This is a genomic window from Acetobacter sp. AAB5 (assembly GCF_050106715.1).
Lineage (GTDB): Bacteria > Pseudomonadota > Alphaproteobacteria > Acetobacterales > Acetobacteraceae > Acetobacter > Acetobacter oryzifermentans.
Genome location: NZ_JBNIEW010000008.1, coordinates 114,501 through 136,513, shown reverse-complemented (window position 1 = coordinate 136,513; position 22,013 = coordinate 114,501). Strand labels below are relative to the sequence as shown.

The 22,013-nt window shown below is 48.5% G+C and carries 19 protein-coding genes and 1 riboswitch; of the genes, 11 read left to right on the top strand and 8 right to left on the bottom strand.

Annotated features, from left to right (window positions below; genetic code table 11):
- Positions 1-61: 61 nt before the first annotated feature.
- The 5 genes from ACP7IZ_RS09465 to ACP7IZ_RS09445 form a co-directional block, all read right to left on the bottom strand.
- Positions 62-823, bottom strand: a complete 762-nt coding sequence (locus ACP7IZ_RS09465) for an SDR family NAD(P)-dependent oxidoreductase (RefSeq protein ID WP_426848890.1) — start codon at positions 821-823, stop codon at positions 62-64.
- Positions 824-1,214: 391 nt separating this feature from the next.
- The gene (locus ACP7IZ_RS09460) at positions 1,215-1,898 is read right to left on the bottom strand and encodes a Fe2+-dependent dioxygenase (RefSeq protein ID WP_426848903.1); all 684 of its coding nucleotides are present in this window, start codon (positions 1,896-1,898) and stop codon (positions 1,215-1,217) included.
- 19 nt (positions 1,899-1,917) lie between these two features.
- Positions 1,918-2,454, bottom strand: a complete 537-nt coding sequence (locus tag ACP7IZ_RS09455) for a hypothetical protein (protein WP_426848888.1) — start codon at positions 2,452-2,454, stop codon at positions 1,918-1,920.
- Between the two features lie 41 nt (positions 2,455-2,495).
- Positions 2,496-3,212 carry a tetratricopeptide repeat protein gene (locus ACP7IZ_RS09450; RefSeq protein WP_426848887.1) on the bottom strand — a complete coding sequence of 239 codons (717 nt, stop codon included), beginning with the start codon at positions 3,210-3,212 and terminating at the stop codon, positions 2,496-2,498.
- Between the two features lie 46 nt (positions 3,213-3,258).
- Complete coding sequence (locus tag ACP7IZ_RS09445) at positions 3,259-5,568, bottom strand: TonB-dependent receptor (protein WP_426848886.1); 2,310 nt, start codon at positions 5,566-5,568, stop codon at positions 3,259-3,261.
- A gap of 478 nt (positions 5,569-6,046) precedes the next feature.
- On the opposite strand from ACP7IZ_RS09445, the gene exbB reads away from it, so the two are divergent.
- Genes exbB through ACP7IZ_RS09430 form a run of 3 tightly spaced genes read left to right on the top strand, consistent with a single transcriptional unit; the run spans position 6,047 to position 8,075 of the window.
- Entirely contained in the window at positions 6,047-6,796 is a 750-nt protein-coding gene (exbB, locus tag ACP7IZ_RS09440; RefSeq protein ID WP_426848885.1) for a tonB-system energizer ExbB, read from the top strand.
- Positions 6,797-6,801: 5 nt separating this feature from the next.
- The gene (gene exbD / locus ACP7IZ_RS09435; protein WP_426848883.1) at positions 6,802-7,251 is read left to right on the top strand and encodes a TonB system transport protein ExbD; all 450 of its coding nucleotides are present in this window, start codon (positions 6,802-6,804) and stop codon (positions 7,249-7,251) included.
- Positions 7,248-8,075 (top strand): energy transducer TonB family protein, encoded by an 828-nt coding sequence (locus tag ACP7IZ_RS09430; RefSeq protein WP_426848882.1) that lies wholly within the window; start codon positions 7,248-7,250, stop codon positions 8,073-8,075. Before exbD ends, ACP7IZ_RS09430 begins: the two co-directional genes overlap by 4 nt.
- 61 nt (positions 8,076-8,136) lie before the next feature.
- Here ACP7IZ_RS09430 and ACP7IZ_RS09425 read toward each other — a convergent pair whose 3' ends face one another.
- Complete coding sequence (locus tag ACP7IZ_RS09425) at positions 8,137-9,078, bottom strand: LysR family transcriptional regulator (RefSeq protein ID WP_426848880.1); 942 nt, start codon at positions 9,076-9,078, stop codon at positions 8,137-8,139.
- Positions 9,079-9,171: 93 nt separating this feature from the next.
- Here ACP7IZ_RS09425 and ACP7IZ_RS09420 point away from each other — a divergent pair, with 93 nt between their 5' ends.
- From ACP7IZ_RS09420 to ACP7IZ_RS09390, 7 genes are all read left to right on the top strand, one after another.
- On the top strand, positions 9,172-10,227 hold the full coding sequence (locus ACP7IZ_RS09420; RefSeq protein WP_426848879.1) for a Rieske 2Fe-2S domain-containing protein: 1,056 nt from the start codon (positions 9,172-9,174) through the stop codon (positions 10,225-10,227).
- A 372-nt stretch (positions 10,228-10,599) separates the two neighbouring features.
- Positions 10,600-11,904 carry a C4-dicarboxylate transporter DctA gene (dctA, locus tag ACP7IZ_RS09415; protein ID WP_006117331.1) on the top strand — a complete coding sequence of 435 codons (1,305 nt, stop codon included), beginning with the start codon at positions 10,600-10,602 and terminating at the stop codon, positions 11,902-11,904.
- 363 nt (positions 11,905-12,267) lie between these two features.
- On the top strand, positions 12,268-13,860 hold the full coding sequence (locus tag ACP7IZ_RS09410) for a carbohydrate porin (protein WP_426848878.1): 1,593 nt from the start codon (positions 12,268-12,270) through the stop codon (positions 13,858-13,860).
- A 77-nt stretch (positions 13,861-13,937) separates the two neighbouring features.
- Positions 13,938-14,176, top strand: a riboswitch (cobalamin riboswitch).
- A 41-nt stretch (positions 14,177-14,217) separates the two neighbouring features.
- Entirely contained in the window at positions 14,218-14,682 is a 465-nt protein-coding gene (locus ACP7IZ_RS09405; RefSeq protein ID WP_426848877.1) for a DUF2147 domain-containing protein, read from the top strand.
- 113 nt (positions 14,683-14,795) lie between these two features.
- Positions 14,796-15,467 (top strand): sorbitol dehydrogenase family protein, encoded by a 672-nt coding sequence (locus ACP7IZ_RS09400; RefSeq protein ID WP_426848875.1) that lies wholly within the window; start codon positions 14,796-14,798, stop codon positions 15,465-15,467.
- Positions 15,468-15,488: 21 nt separating this feature from the next.
- On the top strand, positions 15,489-17,126 hold the full coding sequence (locus ACP7IZ_RS09395; protein WP_089179530.1) for a GMC family oxidoreductase: 1,638 nt from the start codon (positions 15,489-15,491) through the stop codon (positions 17,124-17,126).
- Entirely contained in the window at positions 17,119-18,438 is a 1,320-nt protein-coding gene (locus ACP7IZ_RS09390; RefSeq protein WP_426848874.1) for a c-type cytochrome, read from the top strand. Before ACP7IZ_RS09395 ends, ACP7IZ_RS09390 begins: the two co-directional genes overlap by 8 nt.
- A 103-nt stretch (positions 18,439-18,541) precedes the next feature.
- On the opposite strand, the gene ACP7IZ_RS09385 is transcribed toward ACP7IZ_RS09390, so the two are convergent.
- Positions 18,542-19,996, bottom strand: coding sequence for an NAD-dependent succinate-semialdehyde dehydrogenase (locus ACP7IZ_RS09385; RefSeq protein WP_006117325.1), 1,455 nt, complete (start codon positions 19,994-19,996; stop codon positions 18,542-18,544).
- An 85-nt stretch (positions 19,997-20,081) separates the two neighbouring features.
- Between ACP7IZ_RS09385 and ACP7IZ_RS09380 the strand changes: the two genes are divergently transcribed.
- Positions 20,082-21,392, top strand: a complete 1,311-nt coding sequence (locus tag ACP7IZ_RS09380; RefSeq protein ID WP_426848872.1) for an MFS transporter — start codon at positions 20,082-20,084, stop codon at positions 21,390-21,392.
- 14 nt (positions 21,393-21,406) lie between these two features.
- On the opposite strand, the gene cobU is transcribed toward ACP7IZ_RS09380, so the two are convergent.
- On the bottom strand, positions 21,407-21,961 hold the full coding sequence (gene cobU / locus ACP7IZ_RS09375; RefSeq protein ID WP_426848871.1) for a bifunctional adenosylcobinamide kinase/adenosylcobinamide-phosphate guanylyltransferase: 555 nt from the start codon (positions 21,959-21,961) through the stop codon (positions 21,407-21,409).
- Positions 21,962-22,013 lie beyond the last annotated feature (52 nt).

The following is a 22,013-nucleotide window of genomic DNA, read 5'->3' as shown; positions in this document are numbered from 1 at the left end:
GCATCCACTTTGCAGAAAAATCCGATTTTTCTTATTGAAAAGCCATAAAGTAATAATGATGTTAAAGTTTCATACCACCTGAAGCTTCGATACGCTGCGCATTGATCCAGCCAGTATCAGGCCCCAGTAATGCCGCAACCACACCACCAATGTCATCAGGACGCCCTGCGCGACCAAGTGCTGTAACCGAAGCAATATAATGATTAATCTCATTATTATCGCGCACCGCGCCACCACCAAAATCAGTCTCAATCGCACCAGGTGCGAGGGTATTCACCGTTATTTTGCGATCCGCCAATTCCGTAGCCTGATAGCGTGTCAGAACTTCGATGGCCCCTTTCATTGCTGCATAGGCCGCATAGCCAGGCAAACAAAAACGTGTCAGGCCTGTTGAAATATTGAGAATACGGCCACCATCTGCCATGAGCGGCACGAGTTTTTGCGTTAGAAAAAATACGCCTTTGAAGTGAATATTTACCAAAGCATCGAACTGATCTTCAGTCGTTTCCATCAATGAAGCATAAATCCCAATTCCGGCATTATTAACCAAAAAATTGAAATGCTCGACTTGCCATTGAGCAAGTGTTTGACCGACTTGGTTGGCAAATGCATCGAAGCCACCAACATCTGCCACATCTAATTGCAATGCCTTCACGCGATGACCCTGCTGGATCAGTTCTTCTTCTACTTTTCGTGCACCTTCTAAGTTGCTCCGATAGGTGAAGATAATATCAACGCCCTGTCGTGCCAGGTGTTGAACCATACTCAAGCCCAACCCTTTGTCTCCGCCGGTAACGAGTGCAACTGATGTCGTAGCGACCATTTTTTGTCTCCGTTTTTTTAACGGTAAACAATATAAAGATAGAAGCCTTGCTGATAACCATCTCAGTGATGTACAGACCTGTCATTGTTTTCGAACAATGCGCACGTAGCAAACGGTCATTGCTAGTTTCTTTTTGGTAAACGCTAGATCCTGTTAGAGCTTAGACCAAGTCCGAGCCACATTTTAATATCTAGAGGCCAATAGCAGTTCATGGGCCTGACCTGACGCCAGAACAAAGCTGATAGCTTTTCCATGTCCGTCTGTGATCATGCAGGCAAACCGCTTCAATCAGCGGTTCTCAGATCACCCATGTTTCCGTCCGTGAAATTACCAGGCCCGCCTTCTACTTCCATCTCTATATTATAGAATGAATTTCAAGCACACACAGGGCCTAAAGCACAGCCCACTGCCGCAATAGATTATGATATGTGGCCGTTAAACCAAGCACAGCAGGATGATCATCCGGCAGCAGTTTTCTGACATCTATAATTGATTGATCAAACTGGTACAAAAGCGTGCGCTGTGTATCATCCGCCACCATGGATTGAGACCAGAAAAAAGAAGCCCAACGGCTGCCACGTGTTACCTTTTCTACACTATGCAAGCTTGTAGAAGGATAGATAACCATATCCCCTGCAGGGCAACGGATTTTCTGATTACCATACGTATCCTGTATCACGAGTTCTCCGCCATCATACTCTTCCAGATCACTTAAAAATAATGTGGAGGACACATCTGTACGAATACGAAAACCTGCTCCCGGTAAATGACGAATGGCATTATCTACATGGGTATGAAAACACATGCCCTCATCATACCGATTAAACAGTGGCGGAAAAACGCGTAGCGGCAATGCTGCGCTGTTAAACGTTGGATTACGCCCCAACGCTTGCAGAATAATTTCTCCCAGTTCTTGGCTTTCTGCACTTTCTTGCGGAATCTGAAGATTAAACTTTGCTTTTGCAGATTGATCCCCTGCAGTAACCTTACCATCAACCCATTGCGATTTTTCCAACGTCTTACGGCAATAGAAAATTTCTTCCGCAGTTAGTACATTAGGAATATGAACAAGCATAACCGTTCTTACCATCCAGCTAGGTTTTTGCGTGAGAATGTTTGTGATCATTACCTGAATGCTGCGGCAGAATTTTTAGAAGCATATCCGAAGCAGACTTACCTGAGCGTGAAGCAATCTCATCCAGTGTTTCTGATGTAGAGCGCACTGTATAACCATCCTGCGTTAAACGTGCATCTAGTTCGGCTGGCGATACGTGTAACAGAGGCGCCAGATCTGTAAGTGGAGCATGCGTTAAAACCGGAAAAACTCGAGCCGCCGGGTTCCCACCTTTATGACCGGTTGTTAGCATAAATACCCCTGCAGCCACTAAAGAAATCATGCATGCAACTATCATTGTTTTATTACGAAAATAGAGCAAAAACTGAGGCCAGTTGCGCCACATATGCATAAAAAAAGGCAGTAATAATACCATACTGAGCCATGTATGCATGGAATGAAACATCCCTGGCATCCAATGAAAAAACAGGGCTGTTCCAGAAATAGCTGAAACAATAAACAAACCCGTGATAAACGGAGTAGAATATTTTTTTATAACGACATTCATGAAAACCATACCCTGTTAAAAACGATTGATATTGGAAAGCAGATTTTATTTTAAACACTCTCACAAGAATGAGAGAAACGTTCTTTTGCTCTTTCTAATATTTTGCAAAAACGTTTATCTTTTATACCATAAAGAAGCTTTTCCATTGCCCGGAAAACATCTTCAAACCCAAAATCAAGGGCACCTTCAAGACATAGTAAGGCGGATTCCATTTCTCCGTGTAAAAGGTGATAACGCGCCATATTCAGATATCCCCAACAATCTTCAGACTTTATGGCCGCCCGGAAAAAAGCAATGGATTTTCTGCGATCAAGTTCGGGAATAAGTCCGTCCTCAATAATCAGGCCAAGCATATTAAACGCTTTAGAAACACCATGTTGTGCAGAAAGAATATACAAATGATATGCCTTTTGCGGATCTTTTTTTACACCTTTTCCGGCCAAATAAAGATCTGCCAGATTAAACATGGCCCACCCTTCCCCCATGAAAGCAGCATGAGAAAAATACATTGCGGCAATAGATGCATTGCATTTAACACCCCAGCCGCGCTCATACGCACGACCAAGCATGTTTAACGCACGAGAATCACCAGAACGTGCTGCAACTTCAAACATACTAAAAGCATCTGAAAATTTGCCATTATTCAGATAAATCTGCCCAAGCATAAGTTGCACATTCACCGTAGATACAGAATGACATGCCTTGTCTTCCGGGCAATTTTTATCAAACGTGCTATCACCTGAAATAGGTTTCATAAAACGCACCATAAAAACAAAGCATGCATCATAAACCTCTTATATCCCTGACAGATTATCAGAATGTCACACCAATATTCCCGATAAAGTACCGACCAGATGCAGGCACTACGCGCGAACCAGAGAACGAGGAGGCATAATTCAACTTATTGGTGATGTTGTTGGCATTAAATGACACACGATAATGCTTGTAATCCCATGACAACATGCCATTCAGCAGAAATGTATTTGGAATACGCGCCGTATTTGCCGTATCCGGACCTGCCCAATAGCCAGATGAGTATTGCACGCCACCACCAATTTTTAACGTACCCCACTCTGGGTTAAGAAGTTGCCGGGAAAGATCATACGAACTCCAGACAGACATTGTATTATGTGGCACTTGCGGAGCCGTTTTGCCATTATCTCCCGTGCTGCTATGGGTTACACGCCCATCCATGTAGGAATAAGATGCAAAAATCTGCCAATCCCGTGTAAGTTTTCCGTTGGCGCTTAATTCCACACCACGAATACGCCGCCCACTTCCAGAATCTGCAAAGCCTGTTTCCATATCACCATTTACATCATAGTAGCGGGAATTATTTTCACTGATCTGGAAGAAAGCAACCGTTGTTCCCAACCGTTTGTGCAAAAAATCTGCCTTGCTGCCAAATTCAAACAGATCACTTCGCTGTGGTGAAAGGTTAACGCCTTTCTGTGCAACATCTCCTGCTTGCGGCTTGATGGTAACCAGAGAGGATACATCTGTTCCTACTGGCTTATATGAACGCGCAAACGTGAAGTAGAAAGAAGCATTTTTTAAAGGAGAATACATAATGCTGGCGGATGGACTCCAGCGGTCAGATTTCTGCTCTGCACGCCCCTGCGCTGCCTTGGAACGTGCGTAATATGTGCTGCTGAAGGAATCCCAGCGGCCCGTTCCAAAAAGAGAAAGCTGCTTGGTTAACTGGATACGATCAGAAAAAAACAATCCAACATCTCGAGCATTGGCATTTCCGTAACCAGAAGATGGAAAACTAACAGATGTGCCAGAATAAAAATATTGTGGATTGCGAATGGTCTGGTCATTCACCCGATTGGTAAAACTACCGGGCCAACGGGAATCACTCGCGTAATTTACATCCACACCAGCTTTAATATCGTGATGTACAAATCCTGTTTTAAACTGTGAACGCCCCATTAGGATATTTTGTACACCCCACCCTTCCTGACGGTAAGCAGCGCCGCCACCTGCACCATAAGGCAACGCGTAGTTGCCACCAGCCAGAAAAGCTGTTGCGCATGCCCCAGAACACGCAGCAGGCGTTGTAGCTGTATAATCACGATTATACATGCTTAAACGTGTATCATTCGTAAGCGTAAACCAACGTGAAATCTCAGATTTAAGAGAAGATGTCAAAGAATGAATGTTAGAACGATCAAAATCGAAATTACGTGTATAACTGGTGTTTCTAGAAAGACCATATTCCGTAATAGGACGATAAATCCCATTTACCTGGATCATGCTCACACCATAATCGGGCTTGCTATCACTGTTCAACCATTGCCAAGTTAAATGCCAAGATGTTTTGCTACGTAAGCCAACACCAAAATCAACCGCGGCTCCATATCTGTTTGAAGTGACATTATTGCGGTCAACTACATCCTGTTTGTTGAACATTCCGTTGACACGAATAGCCATATCATCATTGATTTGATAATTGATATCGCCAACACCACGGAAGAGCGGGCCACTTCCAAAGGACTGGTCATAACTGTAACTGTTGCCAGCATGTGCATGCTTCTGGCTTTGGTTGATAACCCCACCAACATTGCCCGCGCCAAAATATTCGCCTGATGGACCTTTAATAACTTCAACACTTTCCGTATTGAAAACATCCCGCGTATATGTGCCAAAATCACGCAGGCCATCTGTATAAATATCTTGCCTGGCCTGTAGCCCACGGATACGGAATTGATCACCATTCAGACCACCAGCACCTTCCCCCGTTGAAAGCGTAATGCCCGGAACATTACTCAGCGCCTGGTCCAGTGTAAAAGCACGCTGTTGCTTCATAAGCTCCTGCGGCACCACGTTAATGGTCTGGGGAGTCTCACGTACGGAAGCAGGCATACGTGAAATATTAAGAATTTTACTATTGGTATTCCCAGCTTCATAGGACTCATTTTTAGCTTCAGCATGCCCACCCACCCGTACTGCGGAAAGTTTAATAGATGTATCGGATGGAGCAGGCTGAGGCGGTTGCGCTGCATCTTCTGCCCGCGCTTTGCTTTCTGTAACACCCAATCCCACAGATACACCCAAAGCAACAGCCACGCGCAGGCCCTTGCCTTGTGAACTCGGGTGAGACAACTCTGATCGACTCATTTGCCGCACTCCTGGTGAACCCTAGCTTCTGGTTCACCTTAATTAGATAATAGGGACGAAACGGCTACTTGATAATCATTCTCATATTTAGAGGCAAATGATTATCAATATCATATATTATCAAATCGTATGAGTGTGTGTTTGCTGCAACAGGGCGTTGATCGCCCAAAAATATCTGCGAATTAAAATTCGTAAAATAAATTTTAATTTTTCAATACGTTAGCCAGATATCACTGTTTACAAAAGACATTTAGCCATCTGGATCATACAGACGCTTTGCAAAATATTAGGACATTCACACTTAGATGATAGTGATTCTCACTTGCGCATTGGTGGACGCTTTGTTATTTGCTGCTTGAGATATGGCGCGCGTAAGAAAGCATAGGGCACCTTTTTCTAATTACGCCATCGGTTGTTCCCTATAGGTTCTTCCGCTCATCGCTTCATTATATGTATTTGCGAAAGCACTTGGTCTCTTATGCCCTTATCAGAATCATCCACTCAGATTCCGCTTTCTTTCTCTCCATGGGAGATGTTCCTGAATGCAGGCTTTGTCGTGCAATGTGTCATGATGCTTCTGGCACTTGCTTCGCTTCTGACGTGGACCATTTTTATCGCCAAATCTGTTGAATTTTTAAGTGTTCGCAGAAAGCTAAAAACAGCAGAAAAAACGCTGGAAGAAGCCGGCACATTGGCTTTGGGAGAAAAAAGCACACGCCAAAACAGTATTGCCCACACACTGGTTATGGCTGCGGAAACTGAAAAAGCTGTTTCTTACGATATTCCCAATGATAACGAAGGGCTTAAGGAACGTATTGTTTTACATTTAGAGCGTCTGGAAGCTGCTGAAGGGCGCCGCCTGATGCGCGGCACAGGCTTATTGGCCACCATTGGTGCAACATCACCCTTTATTGGGCTATTTGGCACTGTGTGGGGAATTATGACATCTTTTACAGGCATTGCCGCCAGTAAAGCCACCAGCCTTGCTGTGGTTGCCCCGGGTATTGCAGAAGCCCTATTGGCCACTGCACTTGGGCTTGTAGCCGCCATTCCTGCCGTGGTGATCTACAACCATCTTGCGCGCCAATCTGCATCCTGCAGGGCACAAGTGGCAGATCTGACATCCCTTGTAATGCGCTTGGTTTCTCGTGATCTTGGCCGCACGCACAAACTTACAACAAGTGCCCAGATTACTCCCTTTGATGTCAACCGTATGGTTGGGGAATAAACCATATGCGCCGTATCCAGCATGCTGATGAAAACCCGCATGAAGCAAGCGAGATCAATGTAACGCCTTTCATTGATGTCATGTTGGTGCTTTTGGTAATTTTCATGGTGACAGCCCCTCTTACCACAGTAAACGTGCCTGTAGATCTTCCTTCATCAACGGAAAAACCAGCTCCACGCCCAGAAAATCCAGTTTTTTTAACTGTAAATGCCGATCATGCACTGACACTTGGTGAAGAGAGTATCTCAACCGACAACCTGCCAAAAGCGTTAGAAACAGCAACCAAGAGCAACAAGGATGAACGCATTTTCCTGCGCGCAGACAAAACGGTAGATTACGGCACACTGATGAGTGTAATGGATAAGCTTCGTTCTGCTGGTTATCTCAAGGTTGCTCTTGTTAATTTGCAAGGTCAGGCAGCTGGCTCTGCTCCAGCAACAAAGACTGAGCAATGAGCGCAACAACATTGTTTTCCGATTGGAAAATTCATCAAACACGCAGAACCAGAAAAGAAGATACTTTCCGTTGGGGCATGTCTTTTTTGATTGTTATATCCTCAGCAGGAATCGCCACTTTATCTTTCCTGCACATGCCTCATACAATTCCGCCTATGCCGGAGGCCCCGCCAGCAGCTATTGCTATTGATATGGCACCAGAACCTGTTGCAATCCCTTCTCCACCTACAGATACACCACCCGGCCCCCACCAAACAATTTCAGAATCAGCTCCCTCTCCTGTTGATCCCGCTAAGCTGGAGGCTCCTCCTGCGCCTGCCCCGCAGCCACCCCTTCCTGTTCCCAAACTCGAAAAACCACGTAAAATTATAAAAAAACACAAACCTACCGTAAATCTCAAAAAACCAAATCCTGACAAAACACCACCGGCAGAAAAAACAACAGCTCCCCCATCCTCCAAAGCGCCACCAAACCAAACACAGGCAGCGCCTATCGATGGGTCATCTTCTTCTCACGCTTCCCAAAATCCAGCTACATGGCAAGGAGCTTTGCTGGCTCGGCTGGAGAAATATAAACGTTATCCTGCAGAAGCTATGTCTGCTCATCAGGAAGGTGCGCCCAGGCTACATTTTACCATGGACCGAAAAGGACATGTAATTTCGGCACATATTGAAAAAAGCTCTGGCCATTCATTGTTGGATAACGAAGCTTTAGCATTGGTACATCGTGCAGAGCCGTTACCTAGCCCACCCGAAAGCGTGGCAGGCGATTCCATTACCCTCACTGTGCCAATAGAATTTTATATGGAACACACACCGGACTAAAAATTACTTCTTTAATAATCAACTTTTAATACCTATACAGTGTGTTAAGAAAATACGTTCCTTATCCTATTTTCTGGCGCAAGAGCGCCCATTCTGCCTCTACGCTGTCTGCAACGCGCCGTGCCACGGCAGATAAAGGGCGCGCACGATCATGCGCAAGCGCCAACCGCAAGGGAGAAACATGCGCCCCTGCCAGCGGGGTAAAAGCCATGTCTCCATTTTGGGCCTCATCCATCACATCCAGATAACTGAGAATAGTAATCCCTAGCCCAGCCTTAACCAAAGACTTTATCATCTGCACATTATTTGCCCCAGAAATCATATTCGGGTTCACCAAAGTATCTGCTTCCAGTTTTCTAAAAACAGACGAAAGTGCCAATGGTTCTTCTGGCACAATCACTGGGTATTCTGCACAAACTGAAAACCGAGCTGAAGAGTGCTGAGTGACTGGGTGCTGCGGCAGGCTCACCACTCCAAGTGGAAAAGAAAGCATGGAACGCACCTGCAAGTCTCGCAAATCTGCGGGGTCTAACAAAAATGCTAGGTCTCCTTCTCCTGCAAAAAGACGTTCCCCCAATTCTGCATTATCATGGATATGGATATTCAGAACAATTCCGGGGTATTGTTCTTTTAGGCGTGCAGCAATGCTGGGCAAAAATACGCGCGCCAAAGCCTCTGGGGCCAAAATATCTATACGTCCACGCCGCATACCCTTTAAATCATCAATCTGGCGGTTCAGGCTTTCAAAATCCTTCGCCCACCGGCTGGCATGCGCATAAAATAACTCTCCCACCGCTGTTAAACGCATACCGGAAGAAAGGCGCTCAAATAGCGGCGTTTGAAGGGCCTGCTCTCCCAAAAGGATATGTCTATCAATTGCAGAGGCCGCAATATGCAGATCTTCCGATGCTTTACGTATGGAGCCATGCCGTGCCACAGCCAAAAAATAGATCAGAAAGCGCGAAAAGGGATTCATTGACCTGTTCTCAGTTTGAGAATGCATACTGCATGAAATAGATATATCCGATAATATACGCTTGATGAAACACTGTCTCCTAAAGGAACGGGAAACATTCCCTATTCAGGAGATTGAGCTGTGACATCCCCAGCCTGCGCCCGCCCCGCTGACACCAAACTCCCCCGTGAGCTCAGTTTTGATGCTGATGATTGGCTTATTCTGGCCTCATACTGGCATCCCATTGCCCTTGTGCGTGAACTGGAAGACAAGCCATTAGGCGTAACGCTACTTGATGCACCTTTGGTTGTTTATCGGGCTGGGGAAGAAATTGTTGTGGCAGATGATCTGTGCCCGCATCGTGGCGTGCCACTCAGCATGGGGAAGGGTAACGGCCAAACAGTTGCTTGCGCCTATCATGGCTTCCAATTTGGCCATCAAGGCCGATGCGTACGGGTTCCCGCTCACCCGGATAACGCTATTCCTTCCCGCCTGAACCTGCGGACTTATCCTGTGGTAGAAAGATATGGCTTGATCTGGACGTGCCTACGCCCACAGGAAAATGCAGAGATATCTCTTCCGTCCATGCCGCATTGGGATGAAGCAGGTTTCCAACACATTAACTGCCCTTGGATAGACATTGCCGGCTTTGCAGGGCGGCAGGTTGAGGGCTTTATCGACGTTGCTCATTTTGCATTTGTGCATACAGAAACTTTTGCTGACCCAGACAACCCTATAGTGCCAGCATACATGCCCAAAATGACACCCTATGGATTTGAAGCAGAATACCGCAGCAATGTAGGCAACTACCCTATTGGGCACTCAGAACGTGGCCGACCAGATTTTGAATGGCTGCGCCATTTTCGGGTGCATGTTCCTTTTACGGCCACGCTGGAAATTCATTTTCCCGATAACGGCAGGCTGGTCATCATGAATGCAGCGTCTCCTGTTTCCGCCAAGAAAACGCGCATGTTTGCACCCATGTGTCGTAACTTTGATACCGACCTACCTTTGCAGGATGTTTATGATTTCAACCTGAAAGTTTTTGAGGAAGACCGCGCCTTGGTAGAAGCCCAGAAACCCGAAAACCTACCACTTGACCCTTCTTTGGAAGTGCATGTGGTGGCAGATCGCAGTTCCATTGCTTACCGGCGCGCCTTACGCACCATTGGCTTGAGCCAGTTCTTTACCGCTTGAAAGGATAAGATCATGGCTCCTTCTTCTTCCGTGAAGGTGAACACAGGAGCCAGATCGCCTAATGCTGCCTCAGAACGCGTAGCCCCTTACCCATACTGAATTTCTAACATTCAAAATAAAAATATGGTCAAACCCCGCATCATTACATCCATGTAATTATATCCCTATAATCTAGGGTTTTATGCCTGAATATTCACCTTACACATTGTTTACGCCTAGAAAACTCAAGAAAAAGAGATATACCCTCTCTTCCCAAACGATATAAACACGCGTTACCCTATGTGAGTCTGCGCGTATATTCTTGATATAACACTATATATTCCATCAGGATGCACCACAGGCACAAAAACAAGAACAGAAAGATTTTTAGGCGTGCTTCCATCATCTGCTCCCCTTTCCAGTTCACACCAACGCTTCCTTTACCTTCAGGTTCTGGTGGCTGTGGGTGCAGGCATTGCCGTGGGTGCAATGTTCCCCTCTGTTGCCACCGCACTTAAACCGCTGGGAGATGGGTTTGTTAAACTTATCAAAATGGTCATTGCACCTGTTATTTTTCTAACAGTGTGCACAGGCATTGCTGGCATGGCGGACCTTAAGCAAACAGGCCGCGTAGCAGGCAAAGCCATGCTGTATTTTTTGTGTTTTTCCACTTTGGCACTAGCCATTGGCATGCTTGTGGCTAACGTTCTGCAACCCGGTGCTGGGCTGCACATTCGTCCCGAAAGCCTTGATACAAGTTCTGTTACACAGTTTGTAAGTGCTGCCGCACAGCATCATTCTTTTGCAGATTTTTTGTTGCAGATCATTCCTTCCACAACCGCCGGAGCATTTACATCGGGTGAAATTCTGCAGGTTCTGCTGGTTGCCATCCTGTTTGGCATCAGTCTGGCAAAAATGGGTAAAGCGGGGGAAGCTGTCCTTAACCTGTTTTACAGCCTGACAGAACTTGTTTTTGGGGTTGTACGTTTGGTGATGTATCTGGCCCCTGTTGGGGCTTTTGGTGCCATGGCTTTTACCGTAGGTAAGTTTGGCCTGCATTCCATTCTGCACCTGCTTGCCTTGGTGCTAACATTCTATCTTACGGCCATTCTGTTTGTAGGCGTTGTTCTGGGTGTTGTGGCACGATTGGCTGGTTTTAGCATTCTGCGGCTCTTGGTCTTTCTAAAAGAAGAGCTGCTGATTGTGTTGGGCACCAGTTCTTCTGAATCCGCCCTACCCGGTTTGATTGCCAAATTGGAACGGGCTGGCTGCTCCCAAGGGATTGTAGGGTTAGTTGTACCCATGGGCTATTCCTTTAATCTGGATGGCACCAATATTTACATGACTCTTGCTGCGCTGTTTATTGCGCAGGCAACTGATGTGCACCTAAGCTTTCAGGAACAACTTGCCCTGCTGCTAGTTGCTATGGTGAGTTCCAAAGGTGCTGCTGGTGTAACAGGCGCTGGTTTTATTACTCTGGCTGCCACACTTTCTGTTGTGCCCAGCGTGCCTGTGGGTGGCATGGCCCTTATTCTGGGTATTGATCGTTTTATGTCTGAATGTCGTTCCCTTACCAATCTGGTTGGTAACGCTGTTGCTGCTATTGTTGTCTCACGCTGGGAAAATGCGTTGGATGATACGCAACTTCATGAGGCCTTACACACGCAACCACAAATTACAAAAACACCTTCAGTCTGATACCTCTTTTCCGTAGGTAGCTCTTATGGCTGCCTACGGATTTCCTGTGTTTGTAATTGGGAATAAACCTTGTTGTAACAGTGTATTTTTGTAAACTTTTCCTTGAATATTCGTTATAACAGAAAAAAATCCTTGAATCTTTTTAATTGTAATTTAATTTCCATAATCTGAGATAATAAAAACAAAAAGAAACGTGAGAACTGAAAAATGTTTGCTAAAATTACAAAATCTATTTTTTAAAGAGAAAGCAACCAGCCACCTTTCCCTTTAATCTTCGTATTTCTTTTCCCTTGTTTCAGAGATGTGCCGTTGCTGCATTCCACTTGTACGCAATGGCCGTTCTTGCGCCATGAGGATCGGGCAATGCCCTCAACTTATATCATTTCAAATTCAGAACAAAAAACATCACGCTACCAGCAAGAGTGTTTATCCGTTCTTCGTTTGCTTTATGTCGGGACAGTTCTTTTCACATTTGATATTGCTTTTCACGCCACCTCTGCGCGCGCTCAACAGAATGAAACTGCTAAGTCTTTTGAGAAACCAGAATTTTCTTCAAAACCTATTGTTAACGCCGAGATACCGAAAAAACATAAGCGCCCGATAGCTGAAGAACGTCTGGACGCTCTGTTTGATACTGAAAGCCTTTCCTATCTGTTAAACCATAATAATACAGCGTTACGCAGGCAGGATATCAGTGCGGGGTATTTTGTTGCTGAACAGGCCTTTGGCAATCTGGCCCCAGGCCTTAAACCTTGGCGCGACAGACTAAGTGAACGCGGCTTTACCTTTGAGTTAACATATAAAGGTGAAGGTATGGCCAACCTTGCTGGCGGTCTTTCAAAAGGTATGGATTATACGCATGAAATTCGTGCCAGCATGTTATTTGATCTCGGTAAGCTCACCGGTTGGAATCCGCTACAAGGGTGGTACCTGCATGGCATTGTTATGAACCGTGAAGGCCGACAAGTCGGTTGGGATCATGTTGGGGAAAGAAATGTACTTCTTACAGAAGTATGGAGCATTCACGGCCCTGCGGCGGCCCGCCTTGCCGATCTGTATCTGGAAAAATCTTTCCTCCACAACCGTATCAATATCAATGTCGGGCGCATTTCACTTACACACACCTATTCTACTTCTATTTTACTGTGCACATTCATGACCATGTGCTCTGCCCCCATGGCTATACGAGAACCGGCAGGTTGGAGCGTTTACCCCAAAACATCATGGGGAGGCACAGTGCGCTTTCGGCCAACGCATGATCTTATCCTGCGCACTGGTATTTATCGCATAGGCCCCAAAGCACGTGACAATACAGGTTGGGCATGGGGCGATGAGCCTTATACAGGTATTCAAACTCCCATTGAGTTAACGTGGGAACCGTTTTTTGGCACGCGCAAGCTTCCGGGCCATTACAAAATTGGTTTTGGGCATGACACATCTCCTTACCCCGATATGGTCGGCACCATTCCCGCCGCTTTTGCGGGCTCTGTGCATCCGCACAAGCTCAAACCGCGTGATACATTTTATATAGAGGCGGACCAGATGGTGTATCGCAGCCATGGCGAACATCAGATGGCTGGCGGATATGTGCTAGCTGGCTTCATTCATAACACGCCAAGTAACTCCACATTCTCAAACGAGTTCTACGCAGGGGCTTCCCTTTTGGGTATTATCCCCCACCGGCCTTTGGATCGGCTGGGCGTCATGTATTCCTATTACCAACTCAGCCCACGCTTGGCCTATGGGCAGCGTATGCAGGAAGCTGCGGGCGTTCCCCTTGGCCCCTATATCAATGGGCCACAAACGCATTCTGCAATTCTGGAAGCATATTACGGCATTCCCGTCACACCGGGCTTGGTTATTACACCCGAGTTTGAATACATGATGCGCCCCGGAGAAACCTCGGTTATTCCCAATGCTATTCTGGCAGGGCTTAAGGTTATTGCTGCCCTGTAAGACAAAGCGGGGCGCAAAAACATCTCACCTGCCCTGCTTTTCTCATACTGGCACCAAACCTGCTTATTGCTAGAATATATATTCGAACAGATGGATGGTGCTGCGCAAGCGGCTTGAAAGGGAATGCCGTGCACGGATTTCTGCCTCAAATTGAAGCAGAATCTCATAGTCGGCAGCTGCTCCCGCAACTGTAAGGGGAGGTTTGACCTGCTGCCGGTCACGGCTAGCCACTGGCCGATAAATACGGCTGGGAAGGCAAAAGGTCTGACATACCATATCCCCAAGCCAGGAGACCTGCCTCCATCAGGCACATCACACCGGGCGGGATGAACCGGCAGCGGCAAAACAGGCAGTAACATGCATAAACATGCCTTTAGCTCATTTTTAACAGCACTGCTTCTTGCATGGAGCAGCATACCCTCCAACGCTCATGCAGAAAGCGCCTCCACACCAGCCATAACCGGGCAATGGATTACGGAAGACGGTAAAGGCATATTCAATATCCACACCTGTGGCGATAAAATGTGTGGGAACCTTGTAGGGTTAAACCTAACGCAAGATGAAGAAGCTTCTGGCCGTAGAAAAACAGAATGTAACCTTCAGATGCTCAAAGGCTTCCATCCCATGGAAGACCGGCATGACCACTGGAAAGGTCATATTTTTGATCCTCAGAGCAAAAATACTTACGATGCCATTATATGGGTAGCGGAAGATGGTGCCCTGAAACTGCATGGTTTTTTAGGTTTGGAACTCTTTGGCAGAACAGATACCTGGCAGCCGTTTCATGGTCGTATAGGCAACAACTGCCGCATTAACCCCTAAGCATACCTGCTTCAACGAAGCATGAAATAACCTATTATTCCGTTACAACAGCTTGCAAGCTCAGGCCGTCCCTATAAAACTACCTGTAATTTTGAACTCGATATTTCTCCGCAATGTTTCATTCCGACAGGGCGGAGCCCGGCTTTGTAGGGAGAATCCGAAGAATGAGACAAACGCACGAGGGGCGGCCTGTGGCGGAGTGGTGTTCATCTCCTAACGCCATGCGCCTGAATAAACTGTTGCGCATGCCCCGTCGGGATGTGCTTTTAGGTGGTATTGGTCTTTCTGTTGCAGGCACAACGGGTGCAGCCCTTGCTGATACCGCGCCTGCTACACCAAACACTGAAGACCTCTCTCGCTTTATGCAGATATCCCAGAGACTGACAGATAGAGATGCACTGAACCCCCAGATTGGTGCGGCCCTATATGCCAATATTGTGCATGCCAATGCAGATCGGCAGGATAAACTTAACGCCCTGCATACTCTACTAGAGCGAGAAAAATTTACGACGGCATCTGCCTTTGCTCATGCAGCAGAAAAATCTGATCCCAAACTTAAAGATGTCATCCACGAAATTCTGACCGGCTGGTACCGAGGTATTGCGGATGGCAAAGTGGTGGTTTACCGCTCCGCCCTGATGTTCGACATCACCAAGGATGCCGTTTACCCCAAAACCTATGCAACAGGCGGCCCATTCTACTGGACAAGCAAGCCACCAGAAGTTGCACGCCCAAAAGGGCACCCTGCACTTTCTGCTTCCGCCCTTGTTATCGAACCGACCTGATCTTACGGGATACCCCGCTTTATGCCCTCCGAAGAAAATCTTTCAGCCGACGTTGTGATCGTAGGATCAGGCGTTGCAGGTAGTTCTATTGCCAACGAACTGGCACGCGCCGGTATTTCCGTCATCGTGCTGGAAGCTGGCCCACGTGTTGACCGCCAGCATTTTGTAGAAAACTTCCGCAACCTTGAAAACAAACCCTCTTATCAGGGGCCATTCCCGGCTGTGCCTTGGGCACGGCATCCGCCTGATCAGCAAACCCCTAACGAGTATCTGCATACCTCCGGCCCAAATGCCGAAGCCTATCAGCAGGTTTACTTACGTATGATGGGCGGCACCACATGGCACTGGGCTGGGTGCGCATGGCGTTACCTACCATCAGACTTTGAACTCAAAACACGTTACGGTCAGGGCCGCGATTGGGCTTTGACTTACGATGATCTGGAGCCCTTTTACTATCAGGCAGAAGTCATGATGGGGGTTTGCGGGCCAGATCCCGCAGTGGAAGATCTTGGGTCTCCCCGCAGGCAGCCATATCCTATGGATGCACTGCCCATTTCCTACGCTGCACAGCAATTCCGTAAGCTGATCCAGGAAAAAACGCCGTGGCGCGTGGTGCACGAACCACAGGCACGCAACACCCGCCCGTATGATAGCCGCCCAACGTGCGAAGGGCATAATAACTGCATGCCCATCTGCCCTATCGGGGCCATGTATAACGGCAGCTATTCCGTTTACCATGCAGAAGCCGCCGGGGCTAAGTTTATCCCCAACGCTGTGGTGTATAAGATTGAGCGAGACAGCGCGAACAAGCGTGTAACCGCCGTGCATTACTTTGACCCCGACAAAGGGTCACACCGTGTTACGGGCAAATATTTTGTTATTGCTGCGCACTGCATTGAAACAGCTAAACTGCTGCTGCTTTCTGCTGATGAACAAAGCCCGGATGGTGTTGCCAACAGTTCCGGCCATGTAGGCCGCAACATGATGGATCATACCGGTGTACAGGTTACCTTCATCAGTGGCGATCAAGCCTTGTGGCCGGGCCGTGGGCCGCTGGAAACCAACGTGATCGACAATTTCCGTGATGGAAACTGGCGCTCAGACCGTGGAGCCTACCTTGTTCACATGGTGGATGATAACCAAGTGGATTTGGCTACCCAGTTAGCTATTTCCAAAGGGTACGTTGGCCGGGAACTGGAAGAACAGATCCGTTACCTAGCTTCACACACTGTGCGACTGTTCAGCCATAACGAAGCTCTGCCAGACCCCAACAACCGTCTGACACTCAGCAAAGATCACAAGGACATTCTGGGGATTCCGCACCCAGAAGTGTACTATAAGCTGCCCGAATACACTGTGCGCAGTTGTGAACACACACGCTATGTTTTCCGCGACCTTATCAAACTGATGCACGGCACGGATGAACAGTGGACACCGGGCTACTTCCCGCAGGATCATCCCGCAGGCAGCACCATTATGGGCGCAGATCCCAAGGATTCCGTGGTGGATGGCCATTGCCGAACGCATGATCATGACAATCTGTTTATTGCCAGTTCCTCGGTTTTCTCAACCGTTGGCACCGGCAACATCACCCTGACTGTAGCTGCCTTGGCGCTACGTGTTGCCGATACGCTGAAAAAAGAACTTGCTCATGCCTGATTTTTCCAAAACCTTGCGCACCCTTCTTTCAGCAGGCACGGTGCTTGGCGTTTGCGCTCTTATCCAGCCACCTGTCCATGCAGAAGATGCAGCCCCGGATCAGGCTGTTCTGGACCGTGGTGCTTATATTGCCACGGCATCAGATTGTATTGCTTGTCACACCAAGCCCGGTTCGCAGCCATTTGCTGGCGGCCTAAAAATTGCAACACCTATGGGTGATGTGATTTCCACCAACATTACGCCAGATCCAGAGCACGGCATTGGCAAATACACAGAGCAGGACTTTGAACAGGCCGTACGCCACGGTGTGCGCAAAGATGGTGCTTACCTGTACCCTGTTATGCCTTATGTTTCTTACGCGGGCATGACAGATCAGGATGTGCATGCACTTTATATGTGGTTCATGCACAGCGTAAAACCAGTTGCCAGCACCCCGGCAGAAACAACGCTGGTGTTTCCTGCCAATATGCGCAGCGCAATGGCGGCCTGGAACTTTGTAACCACCAAGGAAGAGCCAGAAAGCGGAGATTCCAGCACATATGATCCGCTACGCCGCGGCAAGTATCTTACCAATGCGCTGGAACATTGCGGCACCTGCCATACGCCACGTAACTTCATGCTGAGTGAAAAGCAGGACAGATATCTGGCTGGCACGTCGCTTGATGGGTGGTACGCACCCAACATCACCACCAGCAAAACCGGCGGTATAGGCAACTGGAGCGAAGATGATATTGTTGCCTACCTGAAAACAGGCCATGCCAATGGTCATGCTCAAGCCGCAGGCCCCATGGCAGAAGCTGTGGAACACAGCACCAGCCACCTGACAGATCAGGATCTGCACGCCATAGCTACTTATATTCACCAAGTTCCAGCTATGGACGATGATATGGAACATCAGGCCCGAGATAGCTTTGGCCAAGCTATAGAAGCGCTGGATATCCGCCAGAGTGCCCCAACCCGCATTGATGATCTGACCGAAATGGACGGACAGCACGCATACGATGCCAACTGCGCGGCCTGCCATGGCCAGACTGGTACGGGCACGAAGGATCAATACGCACCTTCATTGTTCCATAACTCAACCGTGGGCAGCGCACGGCCAGATAACCTGATCATGACCATTCTGCACGGGGTGCAACGCAAAACCGAAGCAGGCGATGTATCTATGCCAGACTTTAGCGGTCATTCAGACGTGCAGCGTCTGAGCGATGCTGAAATTGCAAAGATCGTGAATTATGTGATGGCAACCTTTGGCAGCGGAGACCAGCACGTAACAGCAGATCAGGTTGCACAGTTCCATAAAGACAAATAACAGCCACACCACATATAGGCTGGTAAGACCACACACCAAAAAGGGCGGAGAGGTTTAAACCTCTCCGCCCTTTTTACATAATCTTCAGAAAAAAACTGAAGTGTTAGAAAGAAGGCTTTTCATGAAGAGCAGATACCAAACGTGTAATGGTATGTGCCTTCAAGGCTTCTGGCCCACCTTCCGTGCCATAACCGGAATCTTTCATGCCACCAAACGGCACTTCTGGCACGCCAATACCATGATGATTGACAGCAACCATACCGGCTTCCAGCTTTTCGCCCAGCAGGCGCTCCGTGCGTTCACAACGCGTGTAAACATAAGCCGCCAAGCCATATGGTAGGCGGTTGGCTTCCTTTACGGCATCCGCCAGATCAGAATACTCATCCATAATGGCAATCGGGCCAAAGGGCTCTTCCTGCATAACCCGCATTTCCAGCGTTGGCTTCAGCACCAATGTGGGGGGGAAGAAGCACCCATCATTCGGCATGGAAATATCAGGCTGCCAAAGTTCAGCACCTTTCTGGCGGGCGTCATCCACCAGTTCGGTCAATGCTTTTACGCGGCGCTCATTCACCAATGGCCCCATGGTAACGCCTTCATCCAGACCGTTGCCGATCTTAAGCGCACTCATCTGGGCTTTAAATTTTTCAATAAAGGGCGCTGCAATTTCCTTGTGTAAAAGGAAACGTGTGGGAGCAATGCACACCTGCCCGGCATTACGGAACTTGGCGGCAGCCAAACGTTCGGCTGCGGCATCCAGATCTGCATCTGGGCACACAATAACCGGGCCATGGCCACCCAGTTCCATAGTGACCGGCTTCATCTGCGCACCAGCCAATGCGGCCAGATGCTTGCCGACAGGCGTAGACCCCGTGAAGGAAATCTTGCGCACAACCGGATGCGCAATCAGATACTCAGAAATTTCCGCTGGCACACCATACACCAGAGAAACCGCACCCGCCGGAATACCGGCATCACAAAAACACCGGATCAGTTCTGCCGGAGAAGCTGGCGTATCTTCCGGGGCCTTTACAATAACCCCACACCCGGCACCCAAAGCGGCACCCAACTTGCGTGCAATCTGGTTGATGGGGAAGTTCCACGGCGTAAAGGCCGCCACAACACCTACAGGGCGGTGCAACACACGCTGTTCTACATAAGGGGCGCGCGGGGGCACCAATTCATCATTTAGGCGGCGGCCTTCTTCACCAAAATATTCAATAACACCAGCCGCACCCTGAATTTCAATAATCGCTTGAGCAAGGGGCTTGCCCTGCTCTTCGCTCATAATACGGCCAATCTGCTCTGCCCGTTCACGCAGCAGATCTGCCGCCTTGCGCATAATCACAAAGCGATCCCACGCAGTAAGGTTACGCCATGCTTCGTAACCCGCCTGCGCGCCCGCAACCACTTTTTCCAGATCAGTCTTGGAGGCATGAGCGACCTGCCCAATGATCTGGCCCGTAGCCGGATTGGTTACCGGAATGGTGCGACCATCTGCCGCATCTTGCCATTTCCCGGCCACCAACAGCTGCGTGCGTATTTCTTTTTCTGACATCTACATCTCTCAAGCAGAACGGGCAGACATCCACCATGGAGCCTTTGTCCGGATTTTTTTTGCTGACACCATTTTATGTACTGCCATGCAAGAAAAAAGAGGTCTATACACCCCAGCGCATAATGGCCTCCTGCCCGGTTCAGTTCCATCCGGCAGGGCTATTATCCTTCAAACCCTCAGTTGTATCAGTAGAAAGCCCATGCTTTTCAAAACCCTGTCCGGTCAGACAATAATCGGGCTGTGCGCCTTGTTTGCCGCCACTTTTACGGCCATTACCAGCGAAGTTGCCCCTGTAGGGTTGCTGATAGATATGGCGAACTCCTTCCATATTACGGAAGGTAAAGCTGGTCTGGCCGTAAGCGCATATGCGCTGGTTGTGGCACTGGCGGCGGTGCCGCTCACCATTCTTACAGCCAGAATCAACCGCAAGACACTCATGCTTTGGGCTCTGATTGGCTATATCGCCTCTAATCTGATTGCCGCTTTGGCTCCTACCTTTGCCATTTTATGCTTGGGCCGTGCTGTGGGCGGGGCTGCCCATGCGCTTATGATGTCCATTGTTTCTGCCTATGCTGCGCATCTGGTACCCCCTCGTATGACAGGGCGCGCCATTTCGTTTGTGTTTGGTGGCACATCGTTGGGGTCTGTTTTGGGGGTTCCCGGCACTGCTGCTATTGGGCAATTGGCAGGCTGGCGGGTTTCCATGATGGTGGTTACGGGTTTAGCCGCCATTCTAACCGTATGCATCGCGTTTTTTCTGCCCAAGGTGGAGGCTTCCTCCAGCTCCATGCATCTCCCTTCATTCCGCACCCCCGGTGTTGCTCGGGTTTTTGCGGTAGTGATTACCGTAAACACATTGTTCTTTTTGGGGCATAACCTTCTGTACACCTATGTTTCACCACTGCTCATGTCTCATGGGTTGCCAGAAAGCGCGCTCAGCATTGCCCTGTTGATTACAGGTGGCGTGAGTATTCTTGGGCTATGGGCTGCCGGACAGATGGTGGATTCCAAACCGGCACTTGGGCTGCTGGTAGCTGGCCTGATTACCGCATGTGGCATGGGTGCACTCTGCGGTTCTCTCCTTAGCGGATGGAGCGCGGTTGCGGCTGTTGGCCTATGGTGTGCCGGTTATGCCGCTCTTATTCCGGTTATTATGTCTGGCGCTATCCGTAGCCGCGCCACAACGGCTGATATTGCCGGTGCAGCCGTAAACGCCAGCAGCAATGTGGGTATTTTGTTTGGTTCTGCTGCAGGCGGAATGATTTTGAACACAGCTGGACTTTCTGTTTTACCGCCCATGGCTGTTGGTATTGTTATAATGGCTACAGCATTAGGGCTATGCAGCCCCGTTGCCTTCCCCCGCGTGTTGCATGATCATTCAGAATCTGAAAGCTGACACATAGCTGACGGTTATAAAGATTTTCCTTTAAGCACCAGTGGCAGCCCGGCTGCCACAAAAACAACTTGCCCTGCCTGCGCCGCTATCCGCTGGTGCAGGCGCCCTGCCTCATCCCTAAAACGGCGGGCCAAAGCGTTTTCCGGCACAATCCCCAACCCCACTTCATTGCCTACAAGAATGGTGGGGGCCAAGCGCTCCGGCAACACCTCCAGCAGATAGTGTGTTGCCTCCTCAATATTTTGGTCATCCAGCAGCATATTGGTCACCCACAAGGTCAGGCAATCTACCAACACAGGCAGATGTGCGTAGGTTTTTAACACCCATGCAATATCCAGCGGCTCTTCAACCGTTTGCCAACCCTGCTCTGTTCGGCTGGCCTTGTGGTGTTCAATACGCTCCTGCATTTCTGCATCAAATGCCCGACCAGTCGCCAGATAGATCCAAGGAGAAGGCAAGGCTGTCAGCATTGCTTCGGCTAAACCACTCTTTCCTGAACGTGCGCCCCCCAAAATCAGAACAGTGCCCTGCGCCCCTGTTTCTGTTGGATTGAGAGATAGGACACTCATGGTATATGCGCCTCACTATTTTTGTTTGCTTACATCCTTATAACAGCACAAA

Coding starts and splice junctions, on each gene's coding strand:
- ACP7IZ_RS09465 (WP_426848890.1), bottom strand. CDS start 823: ATGGTCGCTACGACATCAGTTGCACTCGTTACCGGCGGAGACAAAGGG.
- ACP7IZ_RS09460 (WP_426848903.1), bottom strand. CDS start 1,898: ATGCTTGTTCATATTCCTAATGTACTAACTGCGGAAGAAATTTTCTAT.
- ACP7IZ_RS09455 (WP_426848888.1), bottom strand. CDS start 2,454: ATGGTTTTCATGAATGTCGTTATAAAAAAATATTCTACTCCGTTTATC.
- ACP7IZ_RS09450 (WP_426848887.1), bottom strand. CDS start 3,212: ATGGTGCGTTTTATGAAACCTATTTCAGGTGATAGCACGTTTGATAAA.
- ACP7IZ_RS09445 (WP_426848886.1), bottom strand. CDS start 5,568: ATGAGTCGATCAGAGTTGTCTCACCCGAGTTCACAAGGCAAGGGCCTG.
- exbB (WP_426848885.1), top strand. CDS start 6,047: ATGCCCTTATCAGAATCATCCACTCAGATTCCGCTTTCTTTCTCTCCA.
- exbD (WP_426848883.1), top strand. CDS start 6,802: ATGCGCCGTATCCAGCATGCTGATGAAAACCCGCATGAAGCAAGCGAG.
- ACP7IZ_RS09430 (WP_426848882.1), top strand. CDS start 7,248: ATGAGCGCAACAACATTGTTTTCCGATTGGAAAATTCATCAAACACGC.
- ACP7IZ_RS09425 (WP_426848880.1), bottom strand. CDS start 9,078: ATGCATTCTCAAACTGAGAACAGGTCAATGAATCCCTTTTCGCGCTTT.
- ACP7IZ_RS09410 (WP_426848878.1), top strand. CDS start 12,268: ATGCCCTCAACTTATATCATTTCAAATTCAGAACAAAAAACATCACGC.
- ACP7IZ_RS09405 (WP_426848877.1), top strand. CDS start 14,218: ATGCATAAACATGCCTTTAGCTCATTTTTAACAGCACTGCTTCTTGCA.
- ACP7IZ_RS09400 (WP_426848875.1), top strand. CDS start 14,796: ATGTTTCATTCCGACAGGGCGGAGCCCGGCTTTGTAGGGAGAATCCGA.
- ACP7IZ_RS09395 (WP_089179530.1), top strand. CDS start 15,489: ATGCCCTCCGAAGAAAATCTTTCAGCCGACGTTGTGATCGTAGGATCA.
- ACP7IZ_RS09390 (WP_426848874.1), top strand. CDS start 17,119: ATGCCTGATTTTTCCAAAACCTTGCGCACCCTTCTTTCAGCAGGCACG.
- ACP7IZ_RS09385 (WP_006117325.1), bottom strand. CDS start 19,996: ATGTCAGAAAAAGAAATACGCACGCAGCTGTTGGTGGCCGGGAAATGG.
- ACP7IZ_RS09380 (WP_426848872.1), top strand. CDS start 20,082: ATGCAAGAAAAAAGAGGTCTATACACCCCAGCGCATAATGGCCTCCTG.
- cobU (WP_426848871.1), bottom strand. CDS start 21,961: ATGAGTGTCCTATCTCTCAATCCAACAGAAACAGGGGCGCAGGGCACT.